Annotated in this window: 1 protein-coding gene; it reads left to right on the forward strand. The window is 67.3% G+C overall.

The window, feature by feature from the left end; translation table 11 throughout:
* Positions 1-398: AMP-binding protein (locus AC6CH2_RS22520; protein ID WP_498271164.1), on the forward strand; the 398-nt coding region annotated here is incomplete at both ends.

Here is a 398-nt window from a genome sequence, read left to right on the forward strand (position 1 = left end):
CAGGCGATCCGCGCCAACGGCCCGGCGATGCTGGACTTCATCGACCGCTACCGCATCGACGCTTTCGACAGCACCCCGTCGCAACTGGAGGTGTTGTTGGCGGCCGGCTTGATCGGCAAGCCCGGGCACCAGCCGACTAGCGTGCTGCTCGGCGGCGAGCCGATCGGCCAAGCGATGTGGGACAAGCTCAAGGCTTCGCCGAATATCCATTTCCACAATATGTACGGCCCGACCGAATGCACGGTCGACGCCACCATCGGCAGCATCCGCGATGCGGTCGGCGGTCCGACTATCGGCCGTCCGATCGCCAACACCCCGGTGTATCTGCTCGACAGCCGCGGCGAGCCGGTGCCGGTCGGGGTGCCGGGCGAGTTGTTCCTCGGCGGCGTGCAGGTCGC

It is taken from the genome of Lysobacter sp. GQ73 (assembly GCF_059758755.1).